Origin of the sequence: Granulicella sibirica (assembly GCF_004115155.1) — a bacterium.
Lineage (GTDB): Bacteria > Acidobacteriota > Terriglobia > Terriglobales > Acidobacteriaceae > Edaphobacter > Edaphobacter sibiricus.
This window is the reverse complement of sequence record NZ_RDSM01000001.1, coordinates 332,238-359,210: the sequence shown is the minus strand read 5'-3', so window position 1 is coordinate 359,210 and position 26,973 is coordinate 332,238. Positions and strand designations below refer to the sequence as shown.

Below are 26,973 nucleotides of genomic sequence, written 5' to 3'. Positions count from 1 at the left end.
CGCTATGACAACGCACAGCTCAACCCGGATTGGACTCGTGAACGGAGCGAGGTGCCTCGCGCTTGCCATGCTTGTGCAGGTGTGCGGAGCGCAGGCGATACCGCCTAAGACGTCCACTCCGCTTGCGAACCCCTCGGCAACCGGGCCCGCGGCGCCGGTGACGTCCACTGGGGCTGTTGAGTCGATGTCCAAGGAGCAAGCGCCTGCCCTGGCGTCTGATCCGCCGGATACGATCGACCGGGTGATCGCGATCGTCAACGGGGATCTGATTCTTGAAAGCGATGTGGACGAAGAGCATCGGTTCGCTGCTTTTCAACCTTTCAGCACGCCGGACAGAGACTTCTCGCGGGATCAGGCAATTCAAAGGTTGATCAACCGTACCTTGATTCTGCAACAGGCCAAGTTGCAGGTGACCGATGAAGTCAAGGCGGTCGATGTGACGAAGCAGATCGACACCTTGCGTCAGGAGATTCCGGAGTGCAAGGTCGATAAATGCGATACCGAAGAAGGATGGAACAAGTTTCTCGCGAAGCAGGGATTCACTGCGGCAGAGTTGCAGCAGCGTTGGAAGGAACGCATGCAGGTCCTCGCGTATATCGAGAACCGTTTCCGCATGGGCATACGGATTAAGCCGGAAGAGATCAAGCAGTATTACGACACGGTAATGCTGCCAGAGTACAAGAGGCATAAGTCGACCGCGCCGAAGCTTGAGGATATCTCCGCGCGTATCCAGGAGATTCTGCTGCAGCAACGGGTGGGTCAGCTTCTTCAGGACTGGTTGAAGAGCCTGCGCGCACAAGGGACGGTACAGATTATGAAGCCGGGCGAGGTGGCGCCTTGAGTGCTGACAACGAGAAGCGTGCCGAGGAGATGGAGTTGCCGGAGACGAAGCGGAAGAGATTCCACCTTGGTCATGCCGCCATGTGGACCATAGGCGGATTACTGACGCTCATTCTGATTGTGCTTGCGGGAGCAGCCTGGTACACGACGACCGACAGCTTTCAACGACGTGTCGGCAAACAAGTCGTCAGCATCCTTGAAGACTCGACCGGTGGTAAGGTCGATCTCACCAAGATCAATTTCAATCTGTGGCATCTGGCGATCGAGGCAGATGGGCTCGTGATCCATGGTCTTGAGGGTCCGGGCGAAGCACCATATCTTTCGGCGGACAGGATCCTCGTTCGCATCAAGATCACCAGTTTTCTCTCTCACACGACGGGCGCCGGCGTGGCTTCACATATTGGGCTGAGCCTGCTCCGGGTGGAGCAGCCGCACGTCCACCTGATTATCGACAAGGATGGAAAGACAAACCAGCCCGTTCCAAAGCATCCCTCGACGAGTACGACTCCGCTTCAGGACACTCTGCTCGATTTGAAGGCTGCTGACGCGGAACTGGTAAATGGGCTCGCCATCCTGAACGACAAGGCTATTCCCTTCGATCTCGCGGCGCGTGATCTTCAGGCGCAGGTGAACTATCTTCCTTCGAGCGATCGTTACGGAATGACGATCGACCTGAAGGACCTGCGGACGAAGATGCAGAAGTCTCCCGAGGCTCAGTCGAAGGTGCATGTCGAGGCGCAGTTCGGCAGGGATATGGCCGAGCTTTCAAAGTTCGATCTGCATACAAGCGCTGCGTCCGATCTGCACGCATCGGCCTCGGTTACACATTTCGCGAATCCGGAGTGGCAAGCTGCGGTGAATGGGCAGCTTGAGCTGAAGCAGATCTCGGTGTTGTCAGGATTCCCTGGGCTGAATGCGGGTGCCGTCGATCTGGATATCAAGGGGAGGAACTGCGAGGTCGCGCCGGCCGTGGCGCAGAAGAAGCCAAGCATCTTCCGCCGGAGAAAGAACGATCAGATAAAGCAGCCGACAAAGGTGCTTCCTCCGGATCCCGACTGCAAGTCCGGATATCTGCTGGTCGGGTCCGCGAAGCTGCACAACGCTGCGTATCAGGATGAGTATGTCCGGCTGCACGACGTAAACGGAGGCGCGGATCTCCACATTACCCCGACGGAGCTCTTGTTTACCGCGCTTACGGGATATCTTCCTGGTGGCGGAAGCGCGGTCGGCCAGCTGCGCATCGTGAACTGGCTGGGCGAGGTTCCGGCGACGGCACCGGCCACTTCGCCGACGACCACAGCGGTGGTTTCGACTGCGAATAAGACCGCTGTCGCTGTCGGCGCTCAGGCCCCGGTGACTGGGTCCACGGTGATCACGCCGGTTGAGCCAGCTCATGCGTTTCTGAAGGTGACGATCGATAAAATTCCCCTGCGAACGATCATGGACATCGCGGCGCCCAAAGGTTACGGAGACCTTGGATTCGATACCGCTGCCAGCGGGCCTGTGGAAGTTGAGTGGGGTGGGCCTGCGACGGATATTGCGGCAAGCGTGCTTGTGGACGCGGATGTACGGCTGGCGCCTACAGGGGTAAAGCGTCGCGGCGCGCCGAGCAATATTCCGGTAAGTGGCCAGGTGCTGGCGCATTACGACGGAAAGACCGAAGTGGTGAACATCAAGCAGTTGAACGCTCGTACGCCGGGAACGACGGTGACAGCGAGCGGTGTTCTTGGAGTGAACCTCGGTGACAGGCTGACAGCGCTGCAGCTCGATGCGACGGTTCGAGATATAGGGGAGTATGACCAGTTACTCCAAACCCTCGGATTCGAGGCGAATGGAAAGAAGGGAAGCGCAGCGATTCCGGTCGATCTTCATGGGCAGCTTGCCTTCCGCGGGACGGCTTCGGGACCGATCAAGAATCTGAACGTAAAGGGCCATCTGCAGGGCGATCAGTTGAAGGTGAAGCTAGGCACCGAGACCAACGTGCAGATCGACTCGATCGTCGCCGATGCCGACTACTCTCCGGTGGGGCTTACGGTCGCGAGTTCGACCATCAAGCAGGGGTCGGCGGTGCTGAATGTTGGTGGAGCGTTCAAGCCGCGCCGGGTCGTTTCACGTCGTGGCGTGGTGACGTATGCGTGGGACGACGCATCCGTTGATGCGAAGGTGCAGCTTGCCGACGCGCAGGTGAAGGACGTCCTGACGATCGCCGGGCAGCAGGACAAGGTGGATCTCAGCGGCATCATCGGCGTGAATGGCCATGTCGTTGGGACGTTCAAGAGCCTGAATGGCAGTGGACAGATTTCGCTGCGAAACGGCGTGGCCTATGGCGAGCCGTACGAGTCCGCGCTTGTGACGCTCGATGTCAAGGGACAGGATATCGAGGCAAGCCAGATCGCGTTGCAGTTGCATGGAATGAAGATTGGCGGCAGCGGCGGTTATAACCTGGCTTCGAAGCATTTCCACGCGCATATCGAGGGCGACAACCTTGTGCTGTCGAAGTTCACTACAGTGCAGAATGCCAAGGTGAACGCAGACGGAACGTTAAGTCTTGTGGCCGACGCCAACGGCACGGTAACGGAGCCGAACCTGAAGGCGCATGTTGGGCTGACGAATGTGACAGCGCAGGGCAAGCCTGTGGGGGACTTGACCGCGGATATCCATAGCGAGGCGAGCACCGTCTTCTATACGGCGAAGTCGAACCTCGTGGGAGCGCAGGTGCAGGCTGCAGGGCAAACCTCGCTGGTCGGCGATTACCAGACGAAGGCACATGTCACAATTGCGGGCTTTGACGTAGGTAAGCCGCTGGCGCTGTTTGGTGACTCGAGCTTGAGGGGTACGTCGGACATCAATGGATCGATCGATGTAAGCGGGCCCGCGAAGACGCCGGTGTTGATGGCGGGAACGGCCGATTTCACGAACTTCGACCTGAAGCTCAATGGGTACGAGATCAAGGCGGCGGAGACGCTCAAGATCAGCTTGAAAAATGGTATAGCGACGCTCGATCAGGTGCATATCACCGGGCAGGATACCGATCTCCGGGCGAGCGGAACGGCACAGGTGTTCGGCTCTACAAACCCGCAGGGCGGCGCGTTGAATATTAAGGCGAGCGGGTCGGTAAGTCCCGCGCTGGCGCATACGTTCGATCCCGACATTATCGCGAGTGGAAAGGTGACCTTCGAGATCGGCGCGGGCGGCCAAGTGAAAAACCCTGCGCTTACAGGACAGGTGAAGTTCGAGAAGGTCAACCTTGCAGTCGATGGGATTCCCAACGGCCTGACGAACATGAACGGGACGCTCGCCTTCAACGAGGATCGGCTCGAGGTGCAGGATCTTTCGGCGACAACAGGTGGAGGGTTGCTCAAGATCGGCGGATTCCTGACGTATCGGAACGGGGTATATGCGGACCTGACGGCCACTGGCGATGTGGTGCGTGTCAGGCTCTATGGATTGAGCGCGACGGCGAACGCGAAGCTCAGGTTGCAAGGGAATCTGCAGAGCGCGCTGCTAAGCGGGAACGTGCTTCTGACAAGGTTTGGTATTGGCGCGGATGTGGACTTTGCGGCGTTCGCGGGAACGGGCGGAGTCAGCGCTCCACCTGATCCGGATGCGGCGACGAACAAGATTCGAATGGATGTTCACATCACGAGTTCGCCGCAGCTTGATTTCCAGAACTCGTACGCGAAGCTCGCGGGCACAGTCGATCTGACGGTGCGCGGGACGGTCGCGGTTCCCACAGTGCTGGGGCGCATTCAGATCACGGACGGAAGTGCCACGTTTGCGGGAACGACTTACCAGTTACAGCGCGGAGATATCTACTTTACAAATCCGGTGCGAATCGATCCGGTGATCGATCTTGACGCGACGGCGCGTGTAGAGAATTACGACGTCACGATCGGTTTGCACGGGACGACCACGAGCCTCAAGCCGACGTATCGGTCGGAGCCACCGCTGAGCGAGGCTGACGTCTTCAACCTGCTGGCACTTGGACGGACGCAGGAAGAAGCGCAGCTCTACCAGGAGCAGCAGGTCCAAGCTGGCACGGATCCGACGACGAGCGCGCTGCTTGGCGGGGCGCTCAACGCGACGGTGAGCAGTCGCGTGAGTAAGCTGTTCGGGGTGGGCAGCGTGAAGATCGACCCGGCGTTCGTTGGAACGCTGGGCACGTCGTCCGCACGCATTACTGTGCAGCAGCAGATTTCGCGGCAGATACAGTTGACCTTTGCGACGAACGTCAACTCCTCCGCGCAGGAGTTGATCCAGGTGCAATACCAGGTGACGCCGAAGGTGTCGATTGTTGCGACGAGAGACGAAACCGGTGTCTTTAGCATCGTCTACAAGATTCGCCATCTCTATCGTTAGGCACAGCATCTTCTTTTGAAGATTCGCGTCTAATTTGCTGGAAGCCGGACCAGATACTCTCAGTCCGCGCGTCATTGCTTCCGTCAAGGAGAATTAATGGACTACGAGAAGAGCACGCGATTTGCCGGGACCTTGCTGCTTGGTGGTGCGCTCTTGCTTGGTGGCATTCCGATCCATGCGCAGGGTGGATCGAACGACGCCCAGATCCAGGGTGATGTGCAGAAGGCACTCGACAACAAGCGTTTCAACGATGTGAAGGTTGCCGTGCAGAATGGCGTCGTAGTGCTGACCGGAACCGTCGACGTTTATAGCGCGAAGGAAGATGCGGATAAGAAGGCGCACCATCGCAAGAATGTAAAAGGCGTCCAGAACGAGATCACCGTCGCAGGTCCGCCGGTGGAGGACGTGACGCTGCGGAATAAACTCGCGGAGAAGCTTGCATATGACCGCGTCGGGTATGGCACGACGGCATTCAATGCCCTCACCATCGGCGTGGAGAATGGCGTCGTGACGCTTGGCGGCGTTGCGTATGGGCCGGTGGATAAGGATTCGGCCGTGAGCCTTGTGGAGAACTATCCCGGGGTGAAAGACGTGGTCGACAACATCGAGGTGGCTCCGCTCTCGCCGAATGATGATCGCATCCGCATCATGGAAGCGCGCGCGATCTACGGGGCTCCACAGTTGAACCGCTACTCGATGGATCCGGCCAAGCCGATTCGCATAACGGTCGTCAACGGTAACGTGACGCTCTCGGGTGTGGTCGACAGCCAGGGCGACAAGGATGTCGCCAATATTCGGGCGAATGGCGTTCCGGGGGTCTTCAAGGTTACGAACAACCTTCAGGTCGCCGGATCGAACCCAAAGAACTGACTCGCGCAGACCGTAACCGAGAACGACGCTGGGCCGCCGGTACACCTGGCGGCCCATTCTCTTTTAGGATAGAAGTATGGCTGCTTTGACGAGTGTGTGGAAGAGTACGGCGGTGACGCTGGAGATGATCAAGTGGGAGCACTCCATCTTTGCGCTGCCGTTTGCTTTGACGGGAGCAGTGCTGGCTGCGGGCGGGTGGCCTCCGGCGCGCGTTCTTCTGCTGATCGTGGTGTGCATGGTATCGGCACGTTCGGCGGCGATGGCGTTCAACCGCCTCGTCGACGCGAAGCTCGATGCCGCGAATCCGCGGACGAAGATGCGCGCCATTCCCGCCGGGGCGCTTGGAAGTGGATTTGTCGCGGCCTTTGTCGCTGTATCGGCGGCGGTCTTTCTCGTGGCTGCAGCGATGCTGAACCGGCTGACGCTTGAACTGGCGCCCGTCGCACTCGGGGTTGTGCTCGCCTATAGCTATATGAAGCGGGTGACGCGATGGTCGCATCTCGTGCTTGGCCTTGCGCTGGGCATTGCTCCCTCGGCTGCCTGGATCGCGGTGCGCGGCGGGTTGGATGCGCGGATCGTCGTGCTTACCGGGGCTGTGCTCCTTTGGGTGGCGGGCTTCGATGTGCTGTACGCCTGTCAGGATTTCGAACATGACCGCAAGGCTGGCCTGTTCAGCATTCCGCAGGCGTTCGGGATGGAAAAGGCGTTCCTGCTGGCTCGGACGATGCACTTTGCTTCCGTGCTCCTCCTCGGTTCGCTGATCCGGCTCTTCGGGCTTGGCGCGGTCGCGTGGAGCGGGCTTGCGGCGGTCGCGGCGCTTCTCGTGTATGAACACTCCATCGTCTCTCCCAAGGATCTGCGACGGATGAACACTGCCTTCTTTACGTTGAATGGTGTCATTGCTGTCGTCTTTTTCTTGGCCTTTGCAGGAGATGTTCTGCTTCGGCGCTAGGTTCTTGCGGCAAGAGAAAAGGCCCGCCTAATGCGGGCCTTTCTATTCGTCCAGGGTACTCAAGACTTACTGAACCTGGCTGAGCTTCTCTTCGTCGTGATGATGCAGGTCGGCACGGAAGTTATCGATGCCGCGGCTAATGGAGTCCTTCAAATGTTCTGCCGCACCGGCGATTCCTTCACGAGTATTGTGGGCCGATTCGTGAGCATCTTCGCGGGCAACTGCGCCATCAACGCGCGCCGAGGTGCTTACATCGTGCGCGGCATCCTTCGTCTTACCCCAGGTCTCCTGTGCAGCGCCCTTCACGCGATCGGCCGCCCCGGAGTTTGCAAGTTCCTGGTTGCCAATGGCCTCGCCTGTGGCCTGTTTGATCTTTCCGCCTGCCGACTTCAACTTACCCGCAACCGTATCTTCGTTCATGGCACATCTCCGTTTCTGAATGATGCAGCCCCTCGGAGGAGGGGCTCCCAACTACAGTCTTTGTTAGTGGATCGTTCCTTATAAAGCTCGGCGGCCGGAAAGAAGGTTGAAAATAAGAACGATAATTGCGAGGACGAGAAGGAGGTGAATCCAGCCGCCCAGGGTGTAGCTGCTGACCAACCCGAGGATCCAGAGGATAAAAAGGATGATGGTGATCGTCCAAAGCATGTTGCGTTCTCCTGTTGATGCGCCCGGAAATACTTTCTTCCATGAGCTTGCATTTCTTCTGGCCGCGTAGCCTTCATGTGTTATGTTGCCCTTCGCGTCTAACTGGTTGCCAACACATACGAAGTTTGAAATGGAGTGGATTGTTTGAAGAACGACAGAATTGCAATACAGGGCGAGCTTGGTTCAAACAGCCATATGGCTGCGCTTGCAATGCTCGGTGAGATGGAAATAGTGCCGTGCGCACTCTCGGCGGAGGTCTTCAACCGTGTGGTCTCGGGCGACGTCGATGGCGCGGTGTTGCCGATCGAAAATAGCCTGCATGGTTCGGTCGCCGAACACTACGATCTTCTGCTCGAGAGACCGGTCGAAGTAAGAGCCGAGAGCATGCTGCGGATACGCCACTGTGTGATCGCTACTCCGGGAGTTCGCCTGGAAGAGGTTCGTCGAGTGATGTCGCACCCCGTGGCGTTGTCACAGTGCAGGCGCTGGCTGCATGCTCATCCCGAAATCGAAGTGGTTCCGTTTTACGACACCGCGGGCAGTGTGAAGCGGCTGATGTCTGACGGACTCAGAGACGCGGCTGGTATCGCGCCGGAGCTGGCCGCTCGTCAGTATGGTGCTGAGATTCTTGTCGGGGGGATCGAGGACCACGTGGAGAACTTCACGCGCTTCTACCTGCTCGGCCGGGAGGGCGGTTTGGGGGTAAAAGCTCCGGGTGAAGGGGTGCCTGACAAGATGAGCCTGGCGTTCTCGCTCGAACACCGGCCGGGAACGCTGGTAGCGGCCTTGGAACTGCTCGCTGCGGCGGGAGTGAATCTGACCAAGATCGAGTCGCGTCCAGTAATCTCTCATCCGTGGGAATACATCTTCCACGTGGACGTGAGGTTCGAGAACGCCGGGCTGGCGGATGCGGCCGTCGAAGCCATGCGGCGGCATTGCGGGCGGTTGAAGGTTCTGGGGCGCTACCGGGGAGCCTAAAGCTGGGGACAAAGAGGCGCACGTTGGGACTCGGCGGGAAAGAATGATGGATCCGGATGTGCTGCCGATGACATTTGGGGGTCTAATGGACATCAAACTTGGGTTTGTCCCGCGCGGATTGCGACTCGATTTGACGGCTGCGGTGGGAGCCTGAAACTATCTGAGTGCCGCTGCATCAAAAGGAAGCAGGAAATCTGATAGAGGAACACTCACATGGCAAATGATTTTGTAAGCGTCATCAAGCCGACCGCAGCCAAGGGAGAAAAGTCCGGATCGTCGCGTCCCATTCCTGTCCTCCCGGTGCGCGATACGGTGTTGTTCCCCCATGCGGTGCTTCCGCTGACGGTCGGGCGTGATAGCTCGATTCAGCTCATCCAATCGCTTGGGGAAGAAAAAACGATCCTGGTGGTTGCGCAGCGCGACGCGCGGCAGGATATGCCGGCGGGAACGGATCTCCATTCGATCGGTACGCGCGCCACGGTGCATAAAGTCGTCAAGATGCCAAATCAGAGCCTTTTCGTCTTCACGGAAGGCAATGAGAGGGTGAAGCTTGGGGAGTTCGGGCAGACCACGCCCTTCCTCACGGCGGAGTACGAGGTGCTGGCCGAGGCGGAGCCGGAGAAGACTCCCGAGTTGGAAGCTCTCCAGCGCAACGTGGTCAGCGAGTTTCAGCAGATCGTGACCTCGTCGCCGACGCTCTCGGACGATCTGCAGACGATTGCGATCAACATCGATGAACCGGGCCGCCTGGCTGATTTCATTGCGTCTTCGTTGCCGTTTCTGACGACGGCGGATAAGCAGGAACTGCTGGAGACGGCGGATGTTACGGCGCGTCTGGAGCGGATTAACAAGCATCTTGCGAAGGAGCTTGAGGTCCAGCAGCTTCGCAATAAGATCCAGACCGAGGTACAGGATTCGGTGCAGCAGTCGCAGCGGGACTACTACCTGCGCGAGCAGCTGAAGGCGATCCAGAAGGAGATCGGCGATCTCGACGACACGCAGAAGGACATGGCGGAGTTGAAAGAGAAGATCGAGGCCGCGGGCATGCCCGATGACGTGAAGAAGGATGCGCTGAAGGAGCTTGGACGGCTGAGCCGGATGAACCCGGCGGCGGCGGACTACAGCCTGACGCGTAACTATGTCGAGTGGCTCGCGGTTCTGCCGTGGTCGAAGACAAGCTCGGGCGAGGTCGACATTCTGAAGGCCAAGGAGTTCCTCGACGAGGATCACTACGGGTTGAAGAAGGTAAAGGATCGCATCCTCGACTACCTCTCCGTGCGTCGTCTGAAGCCAGATATGAAGGGGCCGATTCTCTGCTTCGTTGGACCTCCGGGCGTAGGCAAGACCTCGCTTGGGCGGTCGATCGCACGTGCCCTGGATCGCAAGTTCTCGCGCATCTCGCTCGGCGGCATGCATGACGAGGCGGAGATTCGCGGGCATCGTAGGACGTACATCGGCGCGCTTCCGGGGCAGATCATTCAGCACCTGAAGAGAGTCGAGGTCAAAGATCCAGTGTTCATGCTGGACGAGATCGACAAGCTTGGACGCGACTTCCGGGGAGATCCGGCGAGCGCGCTGCTTGAGACGCTCGATCCGGAGCAGAACAACACGTTCCGCGACAACTACCTCGATCAGCCGTTCGATCTGAGCAAGGTGCTGTTTATCTGCACGGCGAACCAGCTCGATACCATTCCCGGGCCTCTGCTTGATCGCATGGAGATCATCGAACTGACCGGCTACACGGAAGAGGAGAAGGTGAACATTGCCATCAAGTACCTCATTCCGCGGCAGATCAAGGAGAATGGCCTGACTCCCGAGGCGATCGATTTCCCGAAGGATAGCGTCGCGATGATTGCGCGGCACTATACAAGGGAGGCGGGCGTCCGCAAACTGGAGCAGCAGATCGGTACCGTATGCCGGAAGCTGGCACGCAAGATCGCCGAGGGCCGGACTGAGCTGCTGACGATTACTCCGGAGATCGTGCACGAGTTCCTTGGCGGGATCAAGGTGCGTGTCGATACGGAGATCGCGGAGCGGACGAAGCGTTCGGGCGTTGTGGTCGGCCTGGCGTGGACTCCGGCGGGAGGCGACGTGCTGTTCATCGAGGCAAACAAGATGAAGGGCAAGGGCGGCTTCTCGATGACCGGCCAGATCGGCGACGTGATGAAGGAGAGCATGCAGGCCGCGCTGACGTGGGTTCGTTCGAACGCGTTGAAGCTTGGGCTGGATGAGGACGTGATGAAGGATATCGACGTTCACATCCATGTTCCGGCGGGTGCGGTTCCCAAAGACGGCCCTTCGGCTGGCGTGACGATGGCTACGGCCCTCGTGAGCCTGCTGACGGATACCCCGGTTCATCCTCTGCTTGCGATGACGGGCGAGATTACGCTTTCGGGCGATGTGCTGCCGGTGGGCGGAATCAAGGAGAAGTTCCTCGCGGCGAAGCGGGCTGGTGTTCGCGATGTCGTGATGCCAGCGGACTGCAAGCAGCAGGTGGATGAGGATCTGACTCCAGACCAGACGGAGGGGATCACAATCCACTATGCAAAGCGGATTGAGGATGTGCTGGCGGTTGCTCTGCCTCACACCCGCAAGGAGACGGTGAAGGACGAGGAAGTGCGTGAAGAAGTTCTTAGCGCGACCGTGTAAGTCTCCCTTTGTGCATGGTATCGAATTGGCGGCCTGCCCCTTGTTGGGGTGGGCCGCTTTTCTTTTTTCTCGCCGAAGTGGTGGCAAACCTGAGGACGACTGCTGCGCTCTATCGGGGAAGGTTCAGGAGGAGCGATGGCTACGAAGAAGGTGGCAGCAAAGAAGACGGCGGCGAAGTCTATGCCGAAGGCTGGAAAGGACCCGAAGGGTGGGCTTACGGCTGAGGGAAGAAAGTTCTTCAACGAGCGGGAGGGGTCGCATTTGAAGCCCGGGGTGAAGGGAGCGGCGGATACTCCGGAGAAGATGAAGCGGAAGGGATCGTTCCTGACGCGTCACTTCACCCATCCACGTGGGCCGATGGAGAAGGACGGCGAGCCGACGCGGCTGGCGCTGAGCGCGCAGGCCTGGGGTGAGCCGATGCCCAAGACGGAAGGTGAGGCGAAAAAGCTCGCCGCGAAAGGGCGGGGTCTCCTAGAGAAGTTTCATGAAACTACCGGGACGAAAGCGGCGTCGAAGAAGGCGGTGAAGAAGACGAGTAGTAAGGCCGAATAGCCGGATTCGGCTTTGGGCGAGATGGCAGGATATGCTTGCGCCATGCAGGTGACGGTTTTGTACTTCGGGATGTTGAAAGATCTTTTTCCGGATGAGCGGCAGCCGATAGAGTTGGCGGATGGCGAGACCGTGGCGGGTCTTCTTCGCCTTTCGCAGGAGCACGCGTCTAAGCAGAGTGATGTATGGATGGCGCTGGCCGTCGCCGTCAATCGCGAGTATGCAGGGGTTGATACTGTGCTGAAAGATGGCGATGAGGTGGCGCTCCTGCCGCCTGTGAGTGGCGGTTGCGAGGTTGTAGTTTGAGGATCGAGATCACGGACGAGAGGATCGCGACCGTTGAGGTTCTGGACGGGATCAAGGCCGGCCCCGATGGGGCGGTGTGCGTCTTCGATGGTATTGTGCGGAACAATACGCGTGGGCGACAGACTTTGTACCTGGTGTACGAGGCCTATCGCGAGATGGCGCTGGAGCAGATGCGCGCTCTTGCCGAGCAAGCTGCCGCGAAGTTTGGCGTGCGAGACATCGCTCTTGTCCATCGGCTGGGAAAGCTCGAGGTGGGTGATACGAGCGTGCTGATCGCGGTGGCCTCGGCTCATCGAGGGGTGACCTTCGAGGCGTGCCGATGGCTGATCGATACGCTGAAGAAGACGGTGCCGATCTGGAAAAAAGAGTACTTTATCGACGGCGCGGTTTGGGCCGACGGAGAGGCTTTTCCGGAAGAACTGGGTTTGCGGTTAGAAGAGACGGTATCGCCGGACGAAAAGAAGGTCTAGTGATGGGATGGGGGACGAGGGCGCTGGCCGCCTGGTTGGCCGTGCAGGTGCCGCTGATGGCGCAGGCTCCCGTGGTGCGGAAGCCGCCACAGGCTCCGCAGGGAAATGAGACTCCGCTCAATGAGCCGGCTTCTCAGGCACCGGTGTCGACCGGGCGTGATGTCGAGACGCTCCGGGTACAGACGCGACTGGTGAACGTCGCTCTGAATGTCGTGGACGCTACCGGCGCGCCGGTCGGCGGGCTGGAGAAGGACCAGTTTGATATCCACGAGGATGGAAAGCTGCAGAAGTTGGCGATCTTCGAGCGCGAGTCGACGACGCCGCTCTCGATCGTGCTTGCGATCGATTCGAGCGAGAGCCTGACGGGATTTCACAAGCTGGAGCGCGAGGCGGGCAAGAAGTTCGTCAAGGCGCTGGTCCGGCAGCAGGATGAGCTCGATCTGATGGAGTTCGCCGACTCGGTCAGGGAGATCGTGCCGTTTACCAACGATGCGAGACGTATCGATTCCGGTTTAGGCGACTTGCAGAACGGGGACGACACAGCTCTCTATGAAGCCATCTACCTTGCCGCTGACCGCCTGAAAGACACGAGTGCGGCGAACGGACGGAGACGGATTATCGTGCTCATCTCCGATGGAGGAAACACGAAGAAGGGTATGGTGTACGCGCGGGCGCTGGAAGAGGTGCAGCGAGCGGGGGCATTGGTGTACTCGATCATCGTTGTGCCCGTGTCGGCCGACGCCGGGAGGAATACCGGCGGAGAGCATGCGCTTATCCAGATGTCGCAGGACACGGGAGGAAAGTACTTTTACGTGCAGGATCCAGGCGACCTGAACGCGGCCTTCCAGCATGTTTCGGAGGATCTGCGGACGCAGTATCTGCTTGGCTACTACGCTCCGAAGCGTGGCGAGGACACGTCGTTTCGGACCATCCGCGTGACTCTTAACGATCCTGGGCTGCAGGCGAAGTACAAGCTGCGATACCGTAGTGGGTATTACGCGGATGCGCGGTAGGTCCGTCTGGAGATGTGATGGTTCGGTTTGAGTTTGCGGAAGTGGCCATGGGAATCGCTCGCGAGGCCGGGGCTCTGTTGAAGGAGTACTACGAGCACGGCGTCGCAATGGAGTACAAGGGGGACGTCGACCTCGTGACGGCAGCGGACCGGGCCAGTGAGGCGCTGATCGTCAAGAGGCTCGAGGCCGCATTTCCGGACCACGGCGTCTACGGCGAGGAAGGCACGCGGGACGGCTTAGACCGGGAGTTCCGCTGGTACGTCGATCCTCTGGACGGGACGACGAACTTTGCCCACGGCTTCCCGGCATTCTGCGTGCTCCTCGGACTGGAGCGGCGGCGCGCCGGACTGGCGCCGGACGAGGACGGCGAGATGGTCGCGGCGATAACGTACGACGCGTTACGCGACGAGATGTTCGTGGCTGAGCGCGGGCGCGGTGCCTGGCTCAACGGCCACCGCATTCACGTTTCGAAGACGGAGACACTGCAGGAGTCACTGACGGCAACGGGCTTTCCTTCACAGAAGCGGCACGAGAATCCGAATGTGCATTTTTATCAGGAGATAACCCTGCGGTCGCATGGAGTTCGCAGGGCGGGGTCAGCGGGGTTGGACCTGGCCTACGTCGCATGCGGCCGGCTGGACGGCTACTGGGAGTTCAAGCTCAACCCCTGGGACACCTCGGCTGGCTATCTTCTCGTGGAGGAGGCCGGCGGAACGCTCACCCACTTCGACGGAGGGAAGTTCACACTCGACTCGCGTGAGGTCTTGGCGACGAATGGTCTCATCCAGGGCGAGATGCTGCATTTGTTCGCGGATATGTTCGCCGGACGCAACCTCGAACCGATTCCTACGCCCGCTGAGTTCGCTGCGCGACGGAAGGCACGGGAGGCATCAAAGTAGGGCAAAAGCCTTGCAAATCGGGCCTTTTTGGTCCTAGATGTGCCTCACTTCTTTCCTGCAGATCGTCGCTTTCTACTGCTAGAATTGAGACCTAAGCTTAGGAAGAGCCGATATTTCAGAAGCGGCATAAGGGAGATTCAAGAGATGGCGTATGTAATTGCGGAACCTTGCATTGGAACGAAGGATTCGGCCTGTGTGGACGCTTGCCCGGTAGATTGCATTCATCCGAAGAAGGATGAGGGCGGTCACTCGGACGCGGAGCAACTTTTCATCGATCCCGTCGAGTGCATCGATTGCGGCGCGTGCGTTCCGGTCTGCCCGGTTTCGGCGATCTACGCCGGAGACGATCTGCCTGAAAAGTGGGCTGCGTTCCAGGAGAAGAATGCGGCGCACTTCGGCCGGTAAATCTCGTTTCGCAGAAGTTTCCGGTGACCGCGCAGCGTATAAGCTGCGCGGTCTTGCCTTTTGTGGCAGGCTCTTGAGCGGTGGTGGCTCGTGATCCAGCATGTCGGCGAGGCACTTGTGCTACGGGTATGGCCGTTTCACGAGGCGGATCTACTGGTGAGCCTGTTTACACGGGATCAGGGCCGGGTCCGAGGTGTGGCTCGCCATGCGATGAAGTCGCGAAGGCGATTCGGCGGGGCGCTCGAGCCGATGACGCATGTGCGCGCCAGCTACGTGGAGAGGCCGAAGCAGGAGCTGGTGCGGCTGGATGCGTTCGAGATTCTAAGCTCTCCTCTTTCGCGGGAGATCGACTACCAGAGGACGGCAGCGCTCCAGATGGTAGCGGAGGTTCTCGAAGAGGCCATGCCGGACGGTGCTCCTGAGGATGCGGTCTTCCGGCTGGCACTTGCGGTTCTTGATGAGCTTAAGATTGGCCGGGTGTGGATGCCCATCACCTACTTCGCGCTGTGGATGAATCGGCTGATGGGATGGATGCCAGAGTTCGGTCATTGCGTGGTGTGCGGGCTCGATCTTCGAGGTGAGAATGTCTGGTACTCGGCGACGAGCGACGGCGTGACGTGCGAGGATGACCGGAGGCCGGGCGCGGTACTTTTGTCGGCTGAGTCTGTGGCTCTGGCGGGGCGGCTGTTTCGCGGGACGGTGCGGGAGTTGGCTTTGGAAGAGTGGCCGAGGATCCGTGGCGGCGACCTGCGGCGGTTCGCCATCGAGACGCTGGAGAGGCACCTGGAGCGGCGCCTGGCGAGTGCAAGGGCGCTTTTTCGGTCGTAATGTGTGGTCTAGACGCGGGCCGATGTATGGCTCATCTGGATAGCGGACGTCTTTGGAGGCAAGGTTTGAGGATTCTGGTTGGGTTGATCGTGATGCTGGCGGTGCAGGCGGCTGCCGTGGGTCAGGATGTCACTGTTCCTGCGGAAGCGAAAGTGCTGCGGACGGTCGAGGGACGGGGCGTCCAGATCTACCGGTGCGATGCAAGTGCGTGGGTCTTTGTGGCTCCCGAGGCCGAGCTGTTTGAGGGCGGTTCGAAGGTCGGGACACATGGAGCGGGACCGGTCTGGATCTGGAAGGATGGGAGCTCGGTGAAGGGGGCGGTGGTGCATAAGCTGGCCTCGCCTGAGGCTGGGGCTGTGCCTTGGCTGCTGCTGAAGGGGACGCCGGCGGCTGATGCTGGCGTACTTGGCGAAGTAGCCTGGGTGCGGCGGTGGGAAACGCATGGCGGAAATGCTCCGATTGGAACCTGCGAAGCTGGGAAGTCCACGCGTGTGGAGTACTCGGCCAAGTATTCGTTTTATGCGGCCAAGTAGGTAGACTTAGGGGATTCGTAGATTTCGAAGAGGCGTGTGCACGCGATGGTCGAGAAGAAAAAGGCTCTGACGTTTCAAGAATTGCTATTCAAGTTGCAGGTGTTCTGGGCGGAGCGCGGCTGTGTGTTGCAGCAGCCCTATGATGTTGAGGTGGGGGCGGGAACAATGTCGCCGGACACGTTTCTACGTGTGCTTGGCCCGAAGCCGGTGCGAATCGCCTATGCGCAGCCTTCGCGGCGTCCGGCTGACGGGCGCTATGGGGAGAACCCGAATCGCCTGTTCCGGCATACGCAGTTCCAGGTGATTCTGAAGCCGCCACCGTTGCGGATCCAGGAGATGTATCTCGAATCGCTTGAGGCGATCGGGATCGACCTGAAAGAGCACGACATCAAGTTCGAGGAGGACAACTGGGAGTGGCCGGTTGGCGGTGCCTGGGGTGTCGGGTGGCAGGTGATGCTCGATGGGCTGGAGATCACGCAGTTTACGTACTTCCAGCAGTGCGGCGGAATGGATCTGGACCCCATCTGCGGGGAGATCACGTACGGGCTGGAGCGCATCGCCGGTTTCCTGCAGGATGTCGACTCGATCTACGACATCGTCTGGGCGGTCGAGCCGGACTCCGGTCGAGAGGTGACGTATGGCGAGATGCGTTTGCCGGAAGAGGAGCAGTTCTCGGCCTACGGGTTTGACTATGCCGATGTGCCTTCGTTGTGGAAGCACCTCGAGCTCTACGAGGCCGAGTGTCTTGGCTTGCTGGAGCAGGCAAAACGCTACGAGGGGATGGATGCGTTGAAGCTCAAGCGGTTTCCTGTGCTTGGGGCGTATGAGCTGGCGCTGAAGTGTTCGCAGCTTTTCAACTTGCTGGATGCGCGCGGGGCGATCTCCGTGACCGAGCGGGTTGGTGTAATGGGACGGATTCGCACGCTCGTCGTAGGCGTCGCGAAGGCTTACGCGGGACAGGGCGAGGCGCTCGCGATAGGGACCACAGCCTAGACGGCAAAGGGTGACATCAGGCTCCTTTGGGAGCGAAACCAACAAGCAAGCGGCGATCGCAAGAGATAGGGATTATGTCGGATTTTTTGTTTGAGATCGGGTTGGAAGAGGTTCCGGCGAGGATGATCGCGGGGGCGCAAGCCGAGTTGGAGCGGCGTGTCGTAGCGATGCTGGCGCGGGAACGTCTGGTCGGAGCGGATGCGGTGGCGAAGAGCTACTCGACGCCGCGACGGCTCGCGGTGCTGGTCCCGGGGGTGGCGGATCGTCAGGAGGATGTCTCGGAAGAGATGAACGGGCCGTCGGTGAAAGTCGCGTTCAAGGATGGCGTGGCCACCGGGGCGGCAGTGGCGTTCGCGAAGAAGGCTGGTATTGAGGTCGAGGCACTGCGTACGGTGACGACACCCAAGGGCGAGTACCTCGCGGCGACCGTCGTGAAGCCGGGACGGACGGCGGCGCTGGTGATTGCCGAGGAGATGCCGAAGGAGCTGGCGGCGATCTACTGGGCTAAGAACATGTACTGGCGGCCGGGAAAGCCGGAGAAGTTCGTGAGGCCGGTGCGTTGGATGGTCGGGATGCTTGGGACCGAGATCGTGCTGACGAGCTTCGCGGGCTTCATGACGAACGACCTGACCTATGGGCACCGGGTATTGTTCGGCGATAGCGCGATCGATCTTGCGGATGCAGCGGGCTATGAGGAAGCGTTGCGCGAGGCCTTCGTCATCGCGGACGTCGAGGCGCGGCGGCACAGGATTCGCAAGGAGCTGGACCGTGTGTGCCGTACGGTTCCGGGAATGCGCTGGCGCGAGGATCATGCGCTTGTCGACAAGATGACGCACCTCACGGAGTGGCCTTCCATAATCCTTGGGACGTTCCAGGAGGAGTATCTGGAGCTGCCCGAGGAAGTGCTGGTGACCGTCATGCGCGACCACCAGAACTACTTCGCGGTCGAGAACAAGGAGGGCAAACTGGCGCCGTACTTCCTCGCGGTGCTGAACACCGAGGCGGATGAGCGCGGGCAGGCTGTCATCCGGCATGGTAACGAGCGTGTGCTGCGGGCGCGGTTCAACGATGCGCGCTTCTTCTGGGAGTTCGACCAGAGAACTCCGCTGATGGAGCGCGTGAAGCTGCTGGAGAAGGTGACCTTCCAGAAGGATCTCGGAAGCTACGCGACGAAGTCGGAGCGGGTAAGAGGGGTTGCGAAGCTTCTGGCGACGGAGGTAGCGACGCGCGGTGGCGCGGTCGATGCTGGAGCGCTGGATCAGGCGGTCGTGCTCGCGAAGACCGACCTCACGGCAGAGTTGGTGAAGGAGTTTACGGAGCTGCAGGGCATCGTGGGCGGGCTGTATGCGCGGGCGCAGGGATATCCCGAAGCGGTTGCCCTCGCCGTGTACGACCAGTACTTGCCGGAGTCGATGGAAGACTCTGTGCCCCGGACGATGGAAGGCGCGCTCCTCGCGATTGCCGATAAGGCGGATACGATCGCCGGAATGTTCGGCCTCGGCCTTGAGCCGACTGGGTCGAAGGATCCATTCGCGCTGCGCCGGGCAGCGAATGGCATCGTGAAGATTCTGGGCGAGACCGAGGTTCCGCTCAACCTTGGGGAGATCGCATTCCTCGCGGCTCCGGGACGTGAGGAGGTCGTGCGCAAGATCGAGCTGTTCTTCGCCGAACGGCTGGAGTTCTATTTGCGCGAGGCAAAGGGGCAGGCGTACGACGTGGTGAAGGCTGTTTTGGCCATTCGGGCGGATGGTGTCCGCGATGCTGTGGCTCGTGCGGAGGCGGTGACGGCGGTGCGTGGGTCGGCTGATTTCACGGCTGTTGCCGGCGCGTTCAAACGGATGACGAATATTCTTGCGCAGGCTCGGGAGAAGGGATTCGCCGCGAGTGGCGTGGTGGATGTTGCCCTGTTGAAGGATGCCGCCGAACTTGGGCTTGCGGAGAAGGCCGCTTCGCTCGCTCCCGAAGTTGCGCGGATGCGTTCCGCTGGCGACTATCGCGGCGCTCTGGAAGCGATTGCCGGGCTGCGGGCACAGGTAGACGCGTTCTTCGAGTCGGTGATGGTGATGGATCCGGACGCGGAGGTCCGCGGAAATCGTCTGGCGCTGCTCGATCGGGTGCTTGGGGATTTCTCTGGCATCGCGGAGTTTTCAGAGATAGTGGTGGCGGGGTAGATGGCTGTTCCTACCGCATGGGATCCCACCTTAGACCGATGAAGCCGGGCGAAGGTGGGATCACGGAGATCCACAGTAAGACGTTCTAGTGGACTTTTTGCAGGCGCGCGATGAGCTTTTCGGCCAACGGCTCACCGGATTCGGTCCAGAGCAGACGGCTGGAGATGCTGCACTGCTTTTCGACCAGAAGGGTGAACGCCAACAGCATCTCGACGTTCTGTTGAATGTGCTTGGTGGCGGCTTCGTCGACGCTGGCGTCTTCCAAAGTCCACGGGGTGTCGAGGCCGAAGTCGACACGGATATGCCCATTCTGCGCGTACCCGGATTGGTCGAACTCCGGTCCAAAGCCAAGGATGCGAACCGTGGCGGGGTGGCGTTTCCACAGGGAATCGAGCGCGGGCGAGCCGGGCTGGCCGGGAAACGGAATCGGCGTCTTGCGGGGAGCGACGTCGTCGAAGCTGTCTTCCAGGTCCTCGTCGTCCGGATCTTCGTCGTCGTCGGATGGCCGTGGAGGATTGCTTGGCGACGAACCCTCCGGGTACCAAAGATGCCAGGTCATCTCGAACTCGTAGGCCATGTCCTCATGGAGCTGCTCGGTGGCCTCGGCGACGGCAAGTTCGATCGCGGACGCGGCCGTATCGGGTGACTCCGCGGCGCGCTCGTCGTTGACGTAGATGCGCTGGTAGGTCGGCGATTCGGTGAAGTCGATCGGGTACGCCGACGCGGCAGCGACCCGCTTGTCCCCCGCGATGATGGCGAACTGACGCATGACGCCGACGAGCGCCTGGGGAAGACTCTCGAGACGGAAATTTGGGAACCAGAGGCTCAGGTAAAGCTGATCGGCCATTAAGTTAGTTTACGCCTGTCATCCAGCGAGACGTGGCCTTTGGGGTGAGAAGATGGATCAGGCGGATAATGCGGACTGGCGTCGACAGGATAAGGATTTGGCTTGTGGTGGGTGCGACGCTGCTCGTGCTTGTGGTCGGGGGGTTCCTGGGATACGCGCACTACAGGTCGCGCCGGTTTCTGGCGGGCCTGCCTGGCCGGCTGGGAGCGAACATCTCACGCCAGGCGGAGGGTTACACCTGGTCGCAGTCCGGATCGGATGGCCATGCCATCTTCACCATGCATGCGGCGAAGCTCGAGCAGAGGAATGACGGCAAGGTGCTTCTGCACGACGTAGGCATCGTTCTCTATGGGCGGAAGCAGGACCGCGCAGACCGGGTGTACGGAAACGAGTTCGAATACGACCAGGCGGCGGAGATCATCCGGGCGATCGGCGAAGTGCACATGGACCTCGAAGCGCCTGCCCCGGCGGATGGCTCGACGAAGAAGCAGAGGCCGGTGCCCGTGACCGAAGGTGAGCCTGTCTCGGACGCAAAGATGATTCACGTGAAGACTTCAGGGCTCGTCTACCTGAAGAAGCTTGGTGTGGCGGCTACGCCTGAAGATATCGAGTTCTCCGAAGGCAAGATGACCGGTCGTGCGCACGGGGCGGATTACAACTCCGACACTGGCGTGCTCGTCCTGCAGTCCAACGTGCGCATGAACGGTCTGACGACGACAGGGCCGATGGTGATGACGGCAAGCCGCGCGGAACTGCACAGGCTTGAGCAGGTCGCGGATCTGACGGGAGCCAAGGTAGTCACAACGCAGGAGACGGTGACAGCGGAGCAGGGCGTTGTGCATGTGCGGAAGGACGGGTCGCCGGAACGAATGGAGGGCAGCGGCAAGGTGACGGTGACGCGCTCGACAGGGGGCACCCTGACGGCCGGTCATGCGGACGTACTCCTGAACGCTGACGGTAAGGCTGAAAATGCCCGGTTTTCTGGCGACGTGACCTATTCAGAGGATGAGTCAGCGCGGCAGGAGCGAGGGACCGCGGCGGATCTTAGGGTGCTCTTCGATAAGGCCGGTCAGGCGGAGCACGTTTCCATGACCGGCGGTGTGCGGATGGAGACCAGGGAGCAGGTGCCTGCCTCTGGAGCCTGGAACTCGCGAACGTTGACGGGCCAGGCTGTCGAGATCGCGCTCGGTCCTTCAGGGACTGAAAAGAAGGCCGAGATACGGGATGCGGAGGCAACGGGTGGGGCGCGGCTCGTCGTCGTGGACGAGGCGAAGAAGCCCGGACAGAAAGAGACTCGGACCGAGATGGCGGGCGACGACCTGAAGGCGCACTTCCTCGCTGGCAAGCAGGTTTCGAAGGTGCTGGGGACCGGGCACACCTCGCTCCACCAGCTCAACGGGGATGGTGTGGATGAGGTGAGCTCGGGGGATACGACCGACCTGGAATTCCGGACGAGCGATACCGCTTCGCATGGTGGGAGGCAGGCAGAGCAATTAGCATCCGCCGTCCAGCAGGGGCACGTGGTGACCGTGCGGAAGAGCATGCGGAAACAGGGCAGCGCGATGGTTCCGGTGGAGGAGCGTTCGACGGCTGAGAAGGCGGTCTACGACGCGGACGCGGACAAGGTGACCCTCACGGGCGGCGTTCAGATGACGAACACCGAAAGCACGCTCTGGGGAAACCGCGTCGTCGTCGAGCGTGGGGCGGGCAATGCGACTGCCGAGGGTGCCGTGCGGGTCAACTACGCGCAGGCGGCGAAGGACGGAAGCGAAGGCGAGCCGGTTCACATCTTGGCGGACCGCGCAGAGTTCAAGCGGGGACCCGTCGACGCGGCTGCGGGGGCGAAGAAGCCGGAGGCTGATACGGCGTTCTTCTACGGGACGGGACGCGCGGCCCGGTTGTGGCAGGGCCCATCGCAGGTAGAGGCTCCAGTGCTTGAGTTTGAGCAGGGCGCGAAGCGTCTGACGGCGAGCGGGCCGGGCACTGGCATGGTGGTGCATACCACGCTCGTCTCGCAGGGGAGCACGGTGAAGCCCGCAGCCCAGAAGAGCGTTGCCGGGAAGGCCAGCGGGCAGGGCGGCCCGGTGAGGATCGCAAGCCGCAAGATGGTTTATACGGATGCAGCCCGGGAAGTGGTTTTCAGTGGTGGAGTGCTGGTTGAGGATGCGCAGGGAAGCATGAAGGCGCAGCAGGCGACCGCGTACCTGCAAGGACCCGAGGCAGCGAAGGCTGGCGGCCCTCCGAGTGCCGCAGGCAAGACACCCGGGATGTTCCTCGGTGGCAGCGTGGATCGAGTCGTCGCGACGGGCAAGATCGACATCGTGCAGCCGGGGCGCCGTGGCACGGGAGAGCAACTCGTTTACACGTCAAGCGATGGGCTTTTCGTGCTGACCGGAACGCCGGCGGCGCCTCCCAAAGTTGAGGACGATGCGCGTGGAACCGTAACGGGAGCGGCTTTGCAGTTTCATTCCGGAGATGACAGCGTCGTTGTGTCGAGCGGGGGCATCCAAACTGGGTCAAAGGAAAATGCTGGGAAGCGTGTGCGGACGGAAACGCGGGTGAAGCAGTGACGATGCGGCGGTTGGTAACCGAAGAGATTGGCAAGTCGTATGGCGGGCGGCAGGTGGTTCGCGGGGTGTCGGTCGAGATTCAGCAGGGCGAGGTCGTGGGTTTGCTCGGCCCCAATGGAGCCGGAAAGACAACGAGTTTCTACATGATCGTCGGGCTGGTTCGGCCCGATTCCGGCCGGGTGCTCGCTGACGGCGACGACATCACTCGGCTGCCAATGTATCTGCGGGCACGGAAGTACGGCATCAGCTACCTGCCGCAGGAGCCCTCGGTCTTCCGTAAGCTGACCGTGGAAGAGAACATTCTCGCCGTCCTCGAAGCGCAACACCTCAGCTGGGAGAGCCGTCGCACAAAGACCGAAAAGCTGATTGAGCAGTTGAACCTCGGGCACGTTCGCAAGACCCATGGGTACGCCCTGAGCGGCGGCGAGCGACGCCGGGTCGAGATCGCCCGGTGTCTGGCCATCGAGCCGGCATTCATTTTACTGGACGAGCCGTTTTCGGGAATCGACCCAATCGCTGTGCTGGATCTACAGGAGATTATCTTCGGCCTGAAGGCGAGCGGGATCGGGGTGCTGATCACAGACCACAACGTCCGCGAGACCCTCTCGGTGGTGGATCGGGCGTACATCATCAACGAGGGAACGATCTTTCGCGCGGGAACACCGGGCGAACTTGGTCGCGACGCTGAGGTAAAGAGGATCTATCTGGGCGAAAAGTTTTCCATGGACTAGAAGGTCCCGGGAACGGGGCACCGGAGTAGCGACTAAAAGCAGGGACTCGGCAGGGCGGGCCGAAGGCGTGTAGACTTTGGTGCAAGCGGAGCCTCTGAGCAAGTCGGGGGCCGTTTGTTTCCCGCTCGCTGCTGAACGGGTTTGGCTGTCTCACGAATGCTCCCTGGCATTCCACGTCGTGAGGTTGGTGACTTTTGCTTCAGCCCAAGCTGAATTTACGGGTATCGCAACGGCAGGTATTGACTCCCGGCCTGGTGCAGATGGTCAGCGTGCTCGCGCTGAACAAGCTCGAACTGAAGGAAATGCTGAACAACGAGATGATCGAGAACCCGGTTCTGGAAGAACTGGAGGAGATCAGCGTCTCGCTGGATGAACGGACGGGAATCGAAGGAGATCGCGAACGCTCCGCGGAGGATGTCGCCGCGGAGACCGAGCGGGTCGAGAAAGATCCCTTCGATGAGATCGATTTCGGCAGCTACTTTCAGGATTATCTCGACCCCGGTTTCAAGACTGCGTCGAACTTCGAGGAGTCAGATAAGCCCTCGTTTGAGCATTTTTTGTCGCAACCTAGCACCCTGAGCGATCACCTGGGGTGGCAGCTTGGCGCCCTGACCCTGACGCCCGGAGTCAAAGCCGCCGCCGATCTCGTCGTCGGGAACCTGAACGAAAATGGATACCTGACCGCGAGCGACGAAGAGATGGCCGAGGCCCTCCTGATTGCGGGCAGGATCTCCTTGACGACCGGACCGGACGAGTTCGAGGCGGCGCGGGCTAAGGCGCTTGCGGACGTTATCGCCGCGCGCGAGCTGGTCAATCAGCTTGATCCCGTCGGAGTGGCGGCTCGAGACCTGAAGGAATGCCTCATCATCCAGATCTGCGCCCAAAGGCGCGAGGCGGAGATGACGCTCGCCCGGCGTCAGAGGGAAGAGTCGAAGAAAAAAGCTGGTTCCAACGGATCTTCGTCCAACGGCGCTTCGTCCAATGGCGCTTCATCGAACGGGGCGTTCTCGAAAAAAACCAGGTGGGACGATCCGGACGAGTACGCGGAAATTCCGGAGCCGAAGGGCCGGGTTTCCGTCGACCGGACGGACACCTTTTCCGTGGCGGAGAATATCGTCACGAACTTTCTTGGGCTTCTGCAGAAGAAGGATATGCGAGAGCTGACGAAGAGCTGCGGCCGCTCGGCTGATGAAGTACAGGCTGCGGTGGACTTCATCCGGACGCTCGACCCCCGGCCCGGCCAGCGGTACAACCAGTCCGAAACGCGGCTGATCGAGCCGGACGTGGCCTTCGTGAAGCGGGACGACGTCTACGTCGTGGTGGTGAATGAGGACGACCTGCCAACACTGCGCCTCAACCAGGGCTACCGCAAGATGCTCCGGCAGAAGCAGACGGAGAAGGAAGTCCGTGAGTACGTGAAGGAGCGCTACAAGTCGGCGATCCAGCTTCTCCGGAACATCGAGCAGAGGAAAAACACGATCGTGCGTACCTGCGAGGTGATCTTAAGGCGGCAGCAGGAGTTTCTTGAAAAAGGTGAGTCCGGCCTGAAACCGATGATGATCAAGGAAGTTGCCGAGGAGCTTGGGGTGCATCCCTCGACGGTCAGCCGCGCGGTGTCGAACAAATACGTCCACACCCACCAGGGCGTCTATGAACTGCGATTTTTCTTCTCCGAGGGCGTCGGCGGCCCCGAAGGGGGGGACCTTCCCTTGGTATTGCTCAAGCGGAAGGTAAAGCAGATGATTGAAGCGGAGGACTCGAGGAAGCCGCTCACGGACGACCAGTTAGCGGCGCAGTTGCAGCGGGAAGGTATCCAGGTCACGCGTAGGACGGTGGCGAAGTACCGGGAGGATCTCCAAATCCCGAGTACGCACCAACGGCGAGTACGGTAAAACGCATCGTACGATTTTTAGCCTCGGGAAGTTCGAGGAGCAGCAAAGAAGGGGCGGCTCGCACGGTTGAGTCGACCAGGCCTGAACCAACACGTTGAGCAAGCAAAAACGGGGTGTTTGGATGAATATCGAGTACACCGGACGGCATACGACAGTAACGGCGAAGCAGAAGGCGCAGGCTGCGGCAGGGCTTACGCGTATCGGGGAGATGATTGGCGGGGCGTGCAGCGCACACGTCATTTTGACGGTGGATAAGTACCGGCAGATGGCCGAGATCTCCGTGCTGTGCAAAGGGCAGACGCTGGTGGCGAACTGCGAAGGGACCGACATGGAAGCGGCCCTGCACGACGCGCTCGCGAAGCTGGAGCAGCAGTGGGTTCGGCACAACCAGAAGACAACTACGATGAAGCGGCATCCCAAGGGAATCGGAATGAGAGACACGGTGTTGGAACAGGTGGACATCGCCGTTTGAGTGGGCCTGGCTCTCGCCCGTTTGCTCCCGGCTTGCGATTGATCCAGGAGCAAACGGGCAGATGCTAGGATTTCTCCATGGGTGTGAACGAGCAGCAGAGCACGACTGAGCCGGGCAAAGAACTTGTCATCCTGACGGGAATGTCCGGGTCAGGCAAGGCCTCGGCCTTGAAGGCCTTTGAGGATCTTGGCTATTACGCGGTCGATAACCTCCCGCTTGAGCTGATGACGCAGTTCGCGGAGATCGTCCGGGAGTCGCGCGACATCAAGCGGGCGGCGCTTGTGATCGACGTGCGGGAAGGCATTCGGCTCGAGGAGTTCCCGGCCAATCTCAAGAAGATACGAACCGTCCTCGCAACCAAGGTTCTGTTTCTCGAGGCCAGCGACGACGCGCTTGTGCGGCGTTTCTCTGAGACTCGCAGGCCGCACCCGATGGGGCGTGGCGATACTGTCGTGCAATCCATCGAGGAGGAGCGGAAAAGGCTCGACCCCATCCGCAACGTCGCGGATATTGTTCTAGAGACCACGAAATTCAATGTCCATGAACTCCGCGCACATATCAACGCGCAGTTCGACCAGGAGGCGAGCGAGCAGAACCTTACGATCGCCTCGATGAGCTTCGGCTTCAAGAATGGCGTCCCAACCGACGCGGACCTGGTCTTCGACGTGAGATTCCTGCCGAATCCACACTTCATCGAGGAGTTTCGTCCTCTCACAGGCAAAGACCCGAAGGTGGCGAAGTACGTTCGGAGCTTTCCGCAGACTGAGGAGTTCCTCGAGAAGACGACGGAGATGCTGACGTTCCTGCTGCCGTTCTACATCAAGGAAGGCAAGAGCTACCTCACGGTGGCGTTCGGATGTACGGGAGGCCAGCACCGGTCGGTAATGATCGCGGAAGAGATGCAGCGGCGACTCGGAGATGCGGGATACCGCGTAAAGGTGACGCATCGGGACATGCCACGGTAGGCTCGTACGGCGATAGAATGGGCCTCATGGTTT

General features: G+C 60.3%; 24 protein-coding genes. 21 read left to right on the top strand and 3 right to left on the bottom strand.

Annotated features, from left to right (window positions below; genetic code table 11):
- The first annotated feature begins 4 nt into the window (after positions 1-4).
- The 4 genes from GRAN_RS01500 (at position 5) to GRAN_RS01485 (ending at position 7,021) form a co-directional block, all read left to right on the top strand.
- Complete coding sequence (locus GRAN_RS01500) at positions 5-841, top strand: SurA N-terminal domain-containing protein (RefSeq protein ID WP_128911254.1); 837 nt, start codon at positions 5-7, stop codon at positions 839-841.
- Entirely contained in the window at positions 838-5,199 is a 4,362-nt protein-coding gene (locus tag GRAN_RS01495) for a translocation/assembly module TamB domain-containing protein (protein WP_241654272.1), read from the top strand. The genes GRAN_RS01500 and GRAN_RS01495 overlap by 4 nt, the downstream gene beginning before the upstream one ends.
- A 96-nt stretch (positions 5,200-5,295) precedes the next feature.
- On the top strand, positions 5,296-6,069 hold the full coding sequence (locus GRAN_RS01490; protein WP_128911253.1) for a BON domain-containing protein: 774 nt from the start codon (positions 5,296-5,298) through the stop codon (positions 6,067-6,069).
- A 76-nt stretch (positions 6,070-6,145) separates the two neighbouring features.
- Positions 6,146-7,021, top strand: a complete 876-nt coding sequence (locus GRAN_RS01485; protein WP_128911252.1) for a UbiA-like polyprenyltransferase — start codon at positions 6,146-6,148, stop codon at positions 7,019-7,021.
- 66 nt (positions 7,022-7,087) lie between these two features.
- Here the strand turns inward: GRAN_RS01485 and GRAN_RS01480 are convergent, their stop codons facing one another.
- A complete protein-coding gene (locus tag GRAN_RS01480; RefSeq protein ID WP_128911251.1) occupies positions 7,088-7,441 on the bottom strand; it encodes a CsbD family protein in 354 nt (117 codons plus the stop codon).
- A gap of 78 nt (positions 7,442-7,519) precedes the next feature.
- The gene (locus tag GRAN_RS01475; protein ID WP_128911250.1) at positions 7,520-7,669 is read right to left on the bottom strand and encodes a lmo0937 family membrane protein; all 150 of its coding nucleotides are present in this window, start codon (positions 7,667-7,669) and stop codon (positions 7,520-7,522) included.
- Positions 7,670-7,813: 144 nt separating this feature from the next.
- On the opposite strand from GRAN_RS01475, the gene GRAN_RS01470 reads away from it, so the two are divergent.
- From GRAN_RS01470 to glyS, 12 genes are all read left to right on the top strand, one after another.
- Positions 7,814-8,647, top strand: coding sequence for a prephenate dehydratase (locus GRAN_RS01470; protein WP_241654271.1), 834 nt, complete (start codon positions 7,814-7,816; stop codon positions 8,645-8,647).
- Between the two features lie 213 nt (positions 8,648-8,860).
- On the top strand, positions 8,861-11,296 hold the full coding sequence (lon, locus tag GRAN_RS01465) for an endopeptidase La (RefSeq protein WP_128911249.1): 2,436 nt from the start codon (positions 8,861-8,863) through the stop codon (positions 11,294-11,296).
- Positions 11,297-11,431: 135 nt separating this feature from the next.
- Positions 11,432-11,848, top strand: coding sequence for a DUF6321 domain-containing protein (locus GRAN_RS01460; RefSeq protein WP_192897964.1), 417 nt, complete (start codon positions 11,432-11,434; stop codon positions 11,846-11,848).
- 42 nt (positions 11,849-11,890) lie between these two features.
- A complete protein-coding gene (locus GRAN_RS01455) occupies positions 11,891-12,151 on the top strand; it encodes a MoaD/ThiS family protein (RefSeq protein ID WP_161570790.1) in 261 nt (86 codons plus the stop codon).
- Entirely contained in the window at positions 12,148-12,621 is a 474-nt protein-coding gene (locus GRAN_RS01450; RefSeq protein WP_128911247.1) for a molybdenum cofactor biosynthesis protein MoaE, read from the top strand. Before GRAN_RS01455 ends, GRAN_RS01450 begins: the two co-directional genes overlap by 4 nt.
- A 2-nt stretch (positions 12,622-12,623) precedes the next feature.
- Entirely contained in the window at positions 12,624-13,634 is a 1,011-nt protein-coding gene (locus GRAN_RS01445; protein WP_128911246.1) for a VWA domain-containing protein, read from the top strand.
- A 17-nt stretch (positions 13,635-13,651) separates the two neighbouring features.
- The gene (locus GRAN_RS01440) at positions 13,652-14,533 is read left to right on the top strand and encodes an inositol monophosphatase family protein (protein ID WP_128911245.1); all 882 of its coding nucleotides are present in this window, start codon (positions 13,652-13,654) and stop codon (positions 14,531-14,533) included.
- Between the two features lie 144 nt (positions 14,534-14,677).
- Positions 14,678-14,938 (top strand): 4Fe-4S dicluster domain-containing protein, encoded by a 261-nt coding sequence (locus GRAN_RS01435; RefSeq protein WP_128911244.1) that lies wholly within the window; start codon positions 14,678-14,680, stop codon positions 14,936-14,938.
- A 90-nt stretch (positions 14,939-15,028) separates the two neighbouring features.
- Positions 15,029-15,766, top strand: a complete 738-nt coding sequence (gene recO / locus GRAN_RS01430; RefSeq protein ID WP_128911243.1) for a DNA repair protein RecO — start codon at positions 15,029-15,031, stop codon at positions 15,764-15,766.
- A 65-nt stretch (positions 15,767-15,831) separates the two neighbouring features.
- Positions 15,832-16,299, top strand: coding sequence for a DUF3455 domain-containing protein (locus GRAN_RS01425; protein ID WP_241654270.1), 468 nt, complete (start codon positions 15,832-15,834; stop codon positions 16,297-16,299).
- Between the two features lie 45 nt (positions 16,300-16,344).
- On the top strand, positions 16,345-17,292 hold the full coding sequence (locus tag GRAN_RS01420) for a glycine--tRNA ligase subunit alpha (protein ID WP_128911242.1): 948 nt from the start codon (positions 16,345-16,347) through the stop codon (positions 17,290-17,292).
- A gap of 74 nt (positions 17,293-17,366) precedes the next feature.
- Positions 17,367-19,463, top strand: coding sequence for a glycine--tRNA ligase subunit beta (glyS, locus tag GRAN_RS01415; RefSeq protein WP_128911241.1), 2,097 nt, complete (start codon positions 17,367-17,369; stop codon positions 19,461-19,463).
- Positions 19,464-19,548: 85 nt separating this feature from the next.
- Here glyS and GRAN_RS01410 read toward each other — a convergent pair whose 3' ends face one another.
- Entirely contained in the window at positions 19,549-20,310 is a 762-nt protein-coding gene (locus GRAN_RS01410) for a hypothetical protein (RefSeq protein ID WP_128911240.1), read from the bottom strand.
- Between the two features lie 68 nt (positions 20,311-20,378).
- On the opposite strand from GRAN_RS01410, the gene GRAN_RS01405 reads away from it, so the two are divergent.
- The 5 genes from GRAN_RS01405 to rapZ all read left to right on the top strand — a co-directional run bounded on the left by GRAN_RS01405 (position 20,379) and on the right by rapZ (position 26,940).
- Positions 20,379-22,880, top strand: coding sequence for an LptA/OstA family protein (locus GRAN_RS01405; protein ID WP_128911239.1), 2,502 nt, complete (start codon positions 20,379-20,381; stop codon positions 22,878-22,880).
- Positions 22,881-22,882: 2 nt separating this feature from the next.
- On the top strand, positions 22,883-23,611 hold the full coding sequence (gene lptB, locus GRAN_RS01400; RefSeq protein WP_128911238.1) for an LPS export ABC transporter ATP-binding protein: 729 nt from the start codon (positions 22,883-22,885) through the stop codon (positions 23,609-23,611).
- Positions 23,612-23,805: 194 nt separating this feature from the next.
- A complete protein-coding gene (rpoN, locus tag GRAN_RS01395; protein ID WP_128911237.1) occupies positions 23,806-25,503 on the top strand; it encodes an RNA polymerase factor sigma-54 in 1,698 nt (565 codons plus the stop codon).
- 121 nt (positions 25,504-25,624) lie between these two features.
- Entirely contained in the window at positions 25,625-25,975 is a 351-nt protein-coding gene (hpf, locus tag GRAN_RS01390; protein ID WP_128911236.1) for a ribosome hibernation-promoting factor, HPF/YfiA family, read from the top strand.
- Positions 25,976-26,052: 77 nt separating this feature from the next.
- Complete coding sequence (gene rapZ / locus GRAN_RS01385) at positions 26,053-26,940, top strand: RNase adapter RapZ (RefSeq protein ID WP_128911235.1); 888 nt, start codon at positions 26,053-26,055, stop codon at positions 26,938-26,940.
- Positions 26,941-26,973: the final 33 nt, after the last annotated feature.

Excerpts from the sequence above, each read along its gene's own strand:
- GRAN_RS01435 (WP_128911244.1), top strand. The coding sequence starts at position 14,678 with ATGGCGTATGTAATTGCGGAACCTTGCATTGGAACGAAGGATTCGGCC.
- lptB (WP_128911238.1), top strand. The coding sequence starts at position 22,883 with ATGCGGCGGTTGGTAACCGAAGAGATTGGCAAGTCGTATGGCGGGCGG.
- GRAN_RS01475 (WP_128911250.1), bottom strand. The coding sequence starts at position 7,669 with ATGCTTTGGACGATCACCATCATCCTTTTTATCCTCTGGATCCTCGGG.
- GRAN_RS01485 (WP_128911252.1), top strand. The coding sequence starts at position 6,146 with ATGGCTGCTTTGACGAGTGTGTGGAAGAGTACGGCGGTGACGCTGGAG.
- GRAN_RS01405 (WP_128911239.1), top strand. The coding sequence starts at position 20,379 with ATGCGGACTGGCGTCGACAGGATAAGGATTTGGCTTGTGGTGGGTGCG.
- GRAN_RS01445 (WP_128911246.1), top strand. The coding sequence starts at position 12,624 with ATGGGATGGGGGACGAGGGCGCTGGCCGCCTGGTTGGCCGTGCAGGTG.
- rapZ (WP_128911235.1), top strand. The coding sequence starts at position 26,053 with ATGGGTGTGAACGAGCAGCAGAGCACGACTGAGCCGGGCAAAGAACTT.
- GRAN_RS01420 (WP_128911242.1), top strand. The coding sequence starts at position 16,345 with ATGGTCGAGAAGAAAAAGGCTCTGACGTTTCAAGAATTGCTATTCAAG.
- GRAN_RS01480 (WP_128911251.1), bottom strand. The coding sequence starts at position 7,441 with ATGAACGAAGATACGGTTGCGGGTAAGTTGAAGTCGGCAGGCGGAAAG.
- hpf (WP_128911236.1), top strand. The coding sequence starts at position 25,625 with ATGAATATCGAGTACACCGGACGGCATACGACAGTAACGGCGAAGCAG.
- GRAN_RS01455 (WP_161570790.1), top strand. The coding sequence starts at position 11,891 with ATGCAGGTGACGGTTTTGTACTTCGGGATGTTGAAAGATCTTTTTCCG.
- GRAN_RS01440 (WP_128911245.1), top strand. The coding sequence starts at position 13,652 with ATGGTTCGGTTTGAGTTTGCGGAAGTGGCCATGGGAATCGCTCGCGAG.
- GRAN_RS01490 (WP_128911253.1), top strand. The coding sequence starts at position 5,296 with ATGGACTACGAGAAGAGCACGCGATTTGCCGGGACCTTGCTGCTTGGT.
- GRAN_RS01460 (WP_192897964.1), top strand. The coding sequence starts at position 11,432 with ATGGCTACGAAGAAGGTGGCAGCAAAGAAGACGGCGGCGAAGTCTATG.
- GRAN_RS01500 (WP_128911254.1), top strand. The coding sequence starts at position 5 with ATGACAACGCACAGCTCAACCCGGATTGGACTCGTGAACGGAGCGAGG.
- lon (WP_128911249.1), top strand. The coding sequence starts at position 8,861 with ATGGCAAATGATTTTGTAAGCGTCATCAAGCCGACCGCAGCCAAGGGA.
- glyS (WP_128911241.1), top strand. The coding sequence starts at position 17,367 with ATGTCGGATTTTTTGTTTGAGATCGGGTTGGAAGAGGTTCCGGCGAGG.
- GRAN_RS01410 (WP_128911240.1), bottom strand. The coding sequence starts at position 20,310 with ATGGCCGATCAGCTTTACCTGAGCCTCTGGTTCCCAAATTTCCGTCTC.